This is a genomic window from Streptomyces sp. NPDC001373 (assembly GCF_042895815.1).
Classification (GTDB): domain Bacteria; phylum Actinomycetota; class Actinomycetes; order Streptomycetales; family Streptomycetaceae; genus Streptomyces.
The window spans coordinates 1-4397 of record NZ_JBIAWQ010000053.1 but is presented as its reverse complement, the minus strand read 5'-3'; the positions used below and the strand labels follow the sequence as shown (position 1 = coordinate 4397).

Annotated in this window: 4 protein-coding genes and 1 pseudogene; 4 read left to right on the top strand and 1 reads right to left on the bottom strand. The window is 67.2% G+C overall.

Annotated features, from left to right (window positions below):
* The first annotated feature begins 430 nt into the window (after nt 1-430).
* The gene (locus ACFY15_RS36770) at nt 431-832 is read left to right on the top strand and encodes a hypothetical protein (RefSeq protein WP_228183877.1); all 402 of its coding nucleotides are present in this window, start codon (nt 431-433) and stop codon (nt 830-832) included.
* Nucleotides 833-842: 10 nt separating this feature from the next.
* Here ACFY15_RS36770 and istB read toward each other — a convergent pair.
* A pseudogene (istB, locus tag ACFY15_RS36765) lies at nt 843-1499 on the bottom strand (IS21-like element helper ATPase IstB); the annotation flags it as partial.
* Between the two features lie 321 nt (nt 1500-1820).
* Between istB and ACFY15_RS36760 the strand changes: the two are divergent.
* The 3 genes from ACFY15_RS36760 to ACFY15_RS36750 all read left to right on the top strand — a co-directional run bounded on the left by ACFY15_RS36760 (nt 1821) and on the right by ACFY15_RS36750 (nt 4274).
* On the top strand, nt 1821-3065 hold the full coding sequence (locus ACFY15_RS36760) for an IS110 family transposase (RefSeq protein WP_390827071.1): 1245 nt from the start codon (nt 1821-1823) through the stop codon (nt 3063-3065).
* Nucleotides 3066-3207: 142 nt separating this feature from the next.
* The gene (locus ACFY15_RS36755; RefSeq protein WP_390827070.1) at nt 3208-3747 is read left to right on the top strand and encodes a transposase; all 540 of its coding nucleotides are present in this window, start codon (nt 3208-3210) and stop codon (nt 3745-3747) included.
* Nucleotides 3744-4274, top strand: a complete 531-nt coding sequence (locus ACFY15_RS36750; protein ID WP_390827072.1) for a transposase — start codon at nt 3744-3746, stop codon at nt 4272-4274. The genes ACFY15_RS36755 and ACFY15_RS36750 overlap by 4 nt, the downstream gene beginning before the upstream one ends.
* Nucleotides 4275-4397 lie beyond the last annotated feature (123 nt).

Sequence of the window (4397 nt, the reverse complement as noted above, 5' to 3'; positions counted from 1 at the left end):
CCAGCGCCAGCCGCACATCGTCCGCGGCTACTTCGGCGGCCCACACGTCCGCTACGTCCTGGACGAGAACCCCATGAGTTTCTGATCAATAGCAGGTCAGCCCGGCCATGGACACCCGGCCCGAGCCCCAGCCGCGGACCCGGACCACCGGCGTTGAGCCGTTGCGTCCCCAGCTTCTCGCCCGCGGCGGCGTCATCGACTGCCCGGCTTCGTCCTCGAAGACGATCCAGCCGCCGCACGCCGCCGCGGTGCTCTTACCCGCGGCCAGGTCTCCTTCTTCCAGACCTCGACCGCCTGGTCGTCGCGTTCGATCGCCCGCCGGGAGGGCTGCTGTCGGCGTACTCGGCTATGTGCAGAGCTCCGTACGGATGAACGTGCAGAGCAGTGAGCCCTGTGAAGTGCGAGCGTCGTGGTTCGAGATGATGGAGAGGTGTCTCTTCGCTATTTCAATCAGACCGGCTGGACCGCGATCTTCAACGGCACCGACACAGAGATCGGCCGCATGGTGCGTGTGGAGGGCTGGGACCAGGCGACCGGGACGGCCCTGGTCGTCGATCCCAAGCGCGGCGCCCTGCGTGCGGTGACGGACTATGAGGACTTCTCCCACCTGGAGCGAGCCGACCAGGTCGTGGCCGCGGTGCCTGGTGGAGGGTGGCGGGTGCACTGGAAGGACGAGGGACCAGGGGGAACGCCGCTGACGGAACAGGTGCTGGCCTGGCTCATCACCTCGCAGGGGCGGGCGACGGCCATCACGGTCGATGCCCAGGGGCATGTCGAGGATGCCGATGGCGCCGATGCCTTCATCCCGCCGGGCGAAGATCCGGTGCACTGATCGCAGCTGGTCAGGCCACGTCGTTCTCCCGCTCGATGGCCTGGAGGCGGTTCTTGAGCCGGTAGCTGGGGCCGTTGATGGAGATCACTTCGCAGTGGTGGAGGAGTCGGTCGAGAATCGCGGTGGCGAGGACCTCGTCGCCGAAGACCTGGCCCCATTCGCTGAAGGTCTTGTTCGAGGTCAGGATGATCGATCCCTTCTCGTAGCGCTTGGAGATGACCTGGAAGACCAGGTTCGCCTCGGCTCGTTCGAGGGGCTGGTAGCCGACCTCGTCCACCACGAGGACGCCGGGCCGCAGGTAGGTGCCGAGCTTGTTCGTCAGACGCCCGGCGGTCTCGGCAGCCTTGAGGTTGCGGACCATGTCGTCGAGGCTGGTGAAGTAGATCGAGTAGCCGGCCCGGCAGGCCGCGACCGCCAAGGCGACGGCGATGTGCGTCTTGCCCACCCCGGGTGGCCCGAGCAGGGCGGCGTTCGCCTTGCCCTCGACGAACGAGAGGGTGGCGAGGTCCTTGACCTTGCGCGGGTCGAGCTCGGGCTGGAAAGAGAAGTCGTACTCGTCGAGCGTCTTGTGGTGCGGCAGCTTCGAGAGCCGCAGGCCTTGGCGGAAGCGGCGGTCGTCGCGGACGGCCAGTTCCTCGGAAAGGACCAGGTCGAGGAAGTCGAGGTAAGGGGTGTCCCGTAACTGCTGGCCACAGATGAGATGATCTTGCTGTGGCTGGTGTGATCAAGGCGTCGGAGCCGTCGTGGATAGTCATCCCGGGCCCTGTCGGTCCCGCCCGTGGCCGGGAAAATTGGGGCGGGTGTCCGTCCGGATGACGTCGATGGAGCTTGGTGCCGAACGTTGAGCCCGTTGGATAGTCGGACGTGGGGGCCAAGCGCAGGAGTCCAGTGTTGTTGCCATGAGCACGCAAGAGAGCTTCTTTGAATCCTGTGGCCCCGGATGGGCGGGCACCGTCATCGCTGTGTGCGACGAAGGGCGGGGCAGGACATGGACGTGGTCGAGGAGCGGTGCGGGGGCGCTGACCTGAGCAAGGCGGATGTCAAGGTGTGCATCCGGGTGCCGGGCTCCGGGAAGCGCGCTCGCTATGAGGTCCGTACGTTCTCGACGATGAACGACGGTCTACTTGAGCTGCGGGACTGGCTGGTGGAGAACCGGATCACCCGGATCGGTATGGAGGCGACGGCGTCGTTCTGGAAGCCGCTGTTCTACCTGCTGGAGGCGACCGAGGGGATCGAACCGTGGCTGCTGAACGCCCAGCACATCAAGACTGTGCCGGGCCGCAAGACCGACGTGAAGGACTGCCAGTGGATCTGTCGCCTGGTCGAACACGGCCTGGTCCGGCCCTCCTTCGTGCCCCCGCGCGACATCCGCCAGCTTCGGGACCTGACCCGGTATCGCACGGAGACCGTCCGCGACCGGGCCCGCGATGTGAACAGGCTCGCGATGTTTTTGGAAGACACCGGGATCAAACTGTCCTCGGTGGTCAGCGACATCACGGGCCGGTCCGCGCGGGCCATGCTGAACGCCCTGGTCGCCGGCGAACGTGACCCGCGGGTGCTGGCCGACCTTGCGCTGGGCAGCCTGCAGGGCAAAGTCCCGCTGCTGACCCGCGCACTGACCGGCAACTTCAACGGGCATCATGCGTTCATGATCGCCGCAATGCTGCGTGCAATCGATGAGGCCGATGACCGGATCGCCCGACTGAGCGAGGAGATCAACCGGCAGTTGCAGCCGCTGCGCCGGCAGGTCGACCTGCTGATCACCATCCCCGGGATCAGCCTGACGCTGGCCCAGGTCCTGATCGCCGAGATCGGAGTGGACATGGGCCGCTTCGCGACAGCCGGACATCTCGCGTCCTGGGCCGGGATGTGTCCGGGCAACAAGGAATCGGCCGGCAAGCGCCTGTCCGGACGCACCCGGCACGGCGACACCTGGCTCAAGACCGCGCTGTTCATGGCCGGAGCCAGCGCGGCCCGCAGTAAGAACACCTACCTAAATGCCCAGTTCCGACGGCTGGTCCCGCACCGCGGCGCGAAACGCGCGACCCTCGCAGTCGGGCACTCCATCCTGGTCGCTGCCTGGCACATCCTGCACGGCCTCGTCCCCTACCAAGACCTCGGTCCCGACCACTTCACCAACCGGCTCGGCAAGGAACGCCAGAGTCGCCGGCTGATCGCCCAACTCGCCGCCCTCGGTCTGGACGTCACCGTCACCCCACGGGAGGCTGCGTGACCCGCACCGCGGTTCGGTTCAGCACAGGTAATTTTCAAGAGAGCCGCCCAGCAACCCCAAGTGAAACGGCGAGGTTACTGAGGTTGAACTCGTGGTGTCGTAGGGGCTGACGGCTGGTCGTCCGCTGCGGTATTACCGGGGCATGCGGTATCCACAAGGGGGCGGACTGACCGCCGAACGTCAGCAGTTCCGCGAGGGGTTACGGCTGGAGGCGGCCGAGAGGTTCGCCCAGGGCGAGGCGAGCTCGGTGATCGCCAAGGACCTTCGGGTCAGCGTCCGCTCGGTGCAGCGGTGGCGGCGGATGTGGGACGAGGGCGGTCCGCGGGCTCTGCGGTCACAGGGTCCGGCGTCGCTGCCGAGGCTGAGCGAGAAACAGTTCGCGCAGCTGGAGGCGGAGCTGGCCAAGGGGCCGGCCGCGCACGGCTGGGAGGACCAACGCTGGACCCTGAGCCGTGTGAAGACGGTGATCGGGCGGCGCTTCCACCTGACCTACACGGTCCAGGGCGTGCGCAAGCTGCTGGTGCGCAATGGCTGGTCCTGCCAGGTCCCGGCCCGGCGTGCGATGGAGCGGGACGACGAGGCGGTGGCCGGGTGGGTCAAGGAGGTGTGGCCCTGCGCGGAAGGCTCGCGGCGGCCCGTGGAGCCTGGCTCGTGTTCGAGGACGAAGCCGGATTCTCCATGACGCCGCCGCAGGCCAAGACCTGGTCGCAGCGCGGCCGGACTCCGGTGGTGCGGGTCCGTGGTCGTTCCCGCAGACGGATATCCATCGCCGCGCTGACCTGCTACAAGCCCGGCCACCGGTCCCGGCTGATCTACCGGCCGCGCCGGGACGACGGCCAACGCGACGGGCGCAAGAGCTTCTCCTGGCGCGACTATCGGGACCCGCTGATCGCCGCACACCAGCAGCTCGGCGGGCCGATTGTCCTCGTCTGGGACAACCTGAACGTCCACAAGGCCGCCGGCCTGCGGGAGTTCGCCGAAGCCCGGGACTGGCTGACGATCTACTACCTGCCGCCCTATGCACCCGACCTCAACCCCGTCGAAGGGATCTGGTCCCTCCTGCGGCGCGGCTGGCTCTCCAACGTCGCCTTCAGCACCCCCGAACACCTCATCCAGCGCATCCGCCGCGGTCTACGCCACATCCAGTACCGCAGCGACCTCATAAACGGCTGCCTCGCCGAGACCGGCCTGACCATCAAACCCACCTGAGTGACCCAGCGACACCACGAGTTCAACCTCAGAGGACGTTAAGTCCGTTTCTGGTAGCAGCCTCGTCCGGGCTGGGTGAGGAAGCCTTGGCGGGTGAGGCGTCCGAGGCGGCTGCGGGTGATG